Source organism: Clostridium sp. AF32-12BH, assembly GCF_003477935.1.
Lineage (GTDB): Bacteria > Bacillota > Clostridia > Lachnospirales > Lachnospiraceae > Brotaphodocola.
Window position 1 is genome coordinate 190300 of the sequence record NZ_QUEH01000008.1, and the last position, 3667, is coordinate 193966.

Annotated in this window: 2 protein-coding genes and 1 pseudogene; all 3 read right to left on the reverse strand. The window is 41.3% G+C overall.

Features of this window, described 5'->3' with window-relative positions; all coding sequences use genetic code 11:
- Positions 1 to 372, reverse strand: a pseudogene (locus DWZ40_RS20065) (hybrid sensor histidine kinase/response regulator); the annotation flags it as partial.
- Positions 356 to 1171, reverse strand: coding sequence for a transporter substrate-binding domain-containing protein (locus tag DWZ40_RS10145; protein ID WP_118542930.1), 816 nt, complete (start codon positions 1169 to 1171; stop codon positions 356 to 358). The pseudogene DWZ40_RS20065 and the gene DWZ40_RS10145, both read right to left, overlap by 17 nt.
- A 45-nt stretch (positions 1172 to 1216) precedes the next feature.
- On the reverse strand, positions 1217 to 3382 hold the full coding sequence (locus tag DWZ40_RS10150; RefSeq protein ID WP_118542931.1) for an ATP-binding protein: 2166 nt from the start codon (positions 3380 to 3382) through the stop codon (positions 1217 to 1219).
- Between the last annotated feature and the right edge of the window lie 285 nt (positions 3383 to 3667).

Below are 3667 nucleotides of genomic sequence, written 5' to 3' on the forward strand. Positions count from 1 at the left end.
TTCACAGTCCGTCTTTCCTTCTGCATCCAGTACAATGATACCATCCACCCATAGAGTCTGCAGGTTTTCCTTCAGGAAATCCCGGCTTAGCTGACCGCCGTTTTCTATTTCCATTTTAATATTTGTACTCATCTGTCTGGCACTTTCAATGGCACGGAGGAGACTTTTTGATTCCGAAGATTCATTAAAATGGGTGTAGGTGGAGCACTGCACTTTCACATAGTTTACAATCTCCACCATTCTTTTCTCTGCTTCCGCTTTTTCTGCGTGGAAGAAATAAAACAGAGAGGCTACAGCCACACAGACTCCAATCAGACCGCCGAACAGCTGGATTCGTTTTTCTTTTTTCTTTCTCTTAATATCCACGATCATCCACCTCCAGATACTTCTGGGGATCATCCAGATATTTTTCAATGATTTTCAGGGATGTGCCATCCTGACGCATTTCTTCCAGTGTCTGGCTCATCTGCTCACAGATTCCTCTGTCATCATCTTTTGCAAAAGCGACACCTATTCCGGTGATCATCAGAGGCTCTTCCAGAATACGGAAGCTTGCATCATAATCCTTCCTATACTGAACAATAGATTCCTCGTGTGCTGCAACTGCATCTACATATCCTTTTCCCAGAAATGTATAGATCAGCTCCCTGTGTCCCAGGCTGATCAGATTGCCCAGTTTTGGGATTCTTTCATCCGTCCGATTCAGAAAGATACCTTCCGGTTTGGTTGTTGACTGAACAGCCAGGTTCTTTCCCTCCAGGTCACTCAGTTTATAGATATTACTATTCTCATTTACAGCAACCACCTGACGGCTTGCTATGTATGGTCCCGCCCAGCGGTAATCATCAAGACGCCCTTCCATGGAAAAGCAGCCCATGATACAGTCAATCTCTCCGCTCTCCACCAGTTCTTTTTTCTTCTCCCAGTTGATCTGGACAACGTCCACCTGATATCCCATTCTTTTGAAAGCTTCTGTAGCCAGTTCTACATCGATTCCCGTCGGTACACCATCCTCATTCAGATAATTGTATGGTGGATAGTTGTCACTGCCGAGGGTAATAACAGGCTTTTCGGTTTCTTCTTTCGTGTTATCTGTGTTTTTACACCCTGCCAGGGTGACTGCTAAAATTCCCGCAAGCAGAATGCCTGCAATTACTCTTTTTCCTTTCATTTTCTGTCTATCCCTAACTATCCTTTTTGATTCTTCTATATCCGGTTACTTTCCATTCGTCACTGTACAGTGACCTGCGGTTCGGTACCCCCCCCCACCAGATTTTATGCTTCTGATCGTCTTTTCCAGCACCTTCATCTCAACCGGTTTTGAAACATGTGCATTCATGCCAGCCGCAAGGGAATGCTGAATATCTTCTGAAAATGCATTCGCAGTCATGGCAATGATCGGAATCGTCTGTGCCAGTTCATGGGAGCTTCTGCGGATTGCTTTCGTTGCCTCATAACCATTCATAACAGGCATCTGTATGTCCATCAGGATCATGTCATAATCACCTGGGGCAGACTGTTCAAATGCTTTCAAAATCTCTTCACCATTTTCACAGATGATACATTCCGCACCTTCAATCTTTAACAGTTCCGTCAGGATCTCCGCATTCAGTTCATTATCCTCTGCACACAGGAACCTCATTCCTTGAAGGATATTCCCATCCTGCTCATCTGTTTCTTCTTGTGCCGCCAGAGCAGCCGTTCTATCCTCTGCAATTTTCAGATCCAAGAGAACTTCAAAACAGCTTCCCTGTCCCAATTCACTGTCCACGTCAATGCTACCTCCCATTGCCTCAACCAGATTCTTAGTAATCGCCATTCCAAGTCCGGTTCCCTGTATTTTATTTGTAAGGGAACTTTCCGCACGGGTAAACGCATCAAAAATTGTATCCTTGAAATCTGCCGACATTCCCATACCATTATCACTAACTAAGAAACGGTACTTTGCATAGACAGATGACTTTGTCTCACATTCTTCTACAAAGAACTGAATTTCCCCACCTTCCTGGGTATACTTCACTGCATTGGAAAGCAGGTTGCTGAAAATCTGCATCAGGTGAACCTGATCCCCATTCACCCACTCATGCTGAATATTTTCTTTTATGATTGTAAGGGTCTGCTGCTTTTCATATATTTGAGTATGAAATATAGTGTCAAGTTCCTGCATAAGATCCAGAATAGAAAAGTCAGAATACTTGAAGACTGTTTTTCCTGCTTCAATCTTACTCATATCCAAAACATCATTAATGATTCCTAACAGATGCTGTGATGAAATATCTATTTTATCTGCATACTCTATAACTTTTGCTTTATTACCTGCATCATGTCTGATCAAAGACGTGATACCAATGATTGCATTCATAGGTGTACGAATATCATGTGACATATTAGACAGGAAATCTGTTTTCGCCTTATTTGCATTTTCCGCTGTCTGTAAAGCCTCTGTTGCAACGTTCTTTGCCTTTTTCAGTTTTTGATTGACTACTTCCATTTCCTTCATTGTCTGCAAATGAAGTTCATTCTTTCTTTTTTCATATTCTGCTTTTTGATCTGCAAGACTAAGTCTGGAAATACTGTAGAATAATCCAGCAAAAAGTAAAAGTATAAAACCTGCCATGAGTGTTGTTGTACACAGCACCGTTTTCTGGTAATCCCTCAGCACATTGTCAATAACTCCCTTTGTCACAATGCATACCAAAATGGTGTTGTTGCTTTCTATCGGGCAATACCCCAGATAATAGGGGTTCTGTTTTCCCAAAAGTGCAACTCCGGATTCTCTGTTATCAAACTTCTTTTTGAGCAAATCAGCCTCTTCTTCTGTAATGGCCTGTTCCCCTTTTAAATGTTTTAACAAAGAATAATTACGCTGATATTTATCACCACTCAGGTTCGTATACGTAATATTTCCGTCATCATCCAGCATGAACAAATATGCTTTCCCATCATAACCTTTCAGTTTTAACATGGAATCCAGTTTCGAATGATCATACACCGTTCCAATTGCCGTATAAGTTTCCCCATTGATCGTATATTCCTGACATGGGATCGCAACCAGATAACCGTCTTTTTTCTTCTGATCATAATCAAGACGCACCAGTTTTCCAATATTGTATCCATTCTTTAAGTCCAGCAGAAATTTACTTGGCATATCAATCCGCATTTTTGTTCCACCTGCGGATATTGCCTGACCATTTTCCCGAAGAAATATAAGGGTACTTTCCGATTCTTTTTCCCATGCTTCAAAGAAACTTTTGTTCGTATCCGTTTCAAGAGACAGCTTCCTCTCACGAAGTAAAAATTCCTCAACCAACTGCAGCTGGCTGTAGTACCCACTCACCTGAAGATCATAGGTCTGTTGTATCTGTTCAACAACAGCTCCCATACTGCTTTTTCCATTTTCGCTGATATACTTGCTAGACTTACTTATAAGATACTTGATACAACCTAAGCTTAAAAGAATCATAAGCAGTATAAGCAACAGCCTTGTTATTTTTTTTCTTTTCTTTACCGTTTGTTCTATCTCCACTTTTACTGTTCAACCTCTATATAGTCTTCCGGTGCTGACGGCTGCTGTCCTTTTGACATTGCTGCGATCCATGCACTTGATAATGTTGTATCTTTAAGCTGCTCAATCTCACATTTCGGATTTATTTTTTTCAAAACAGAC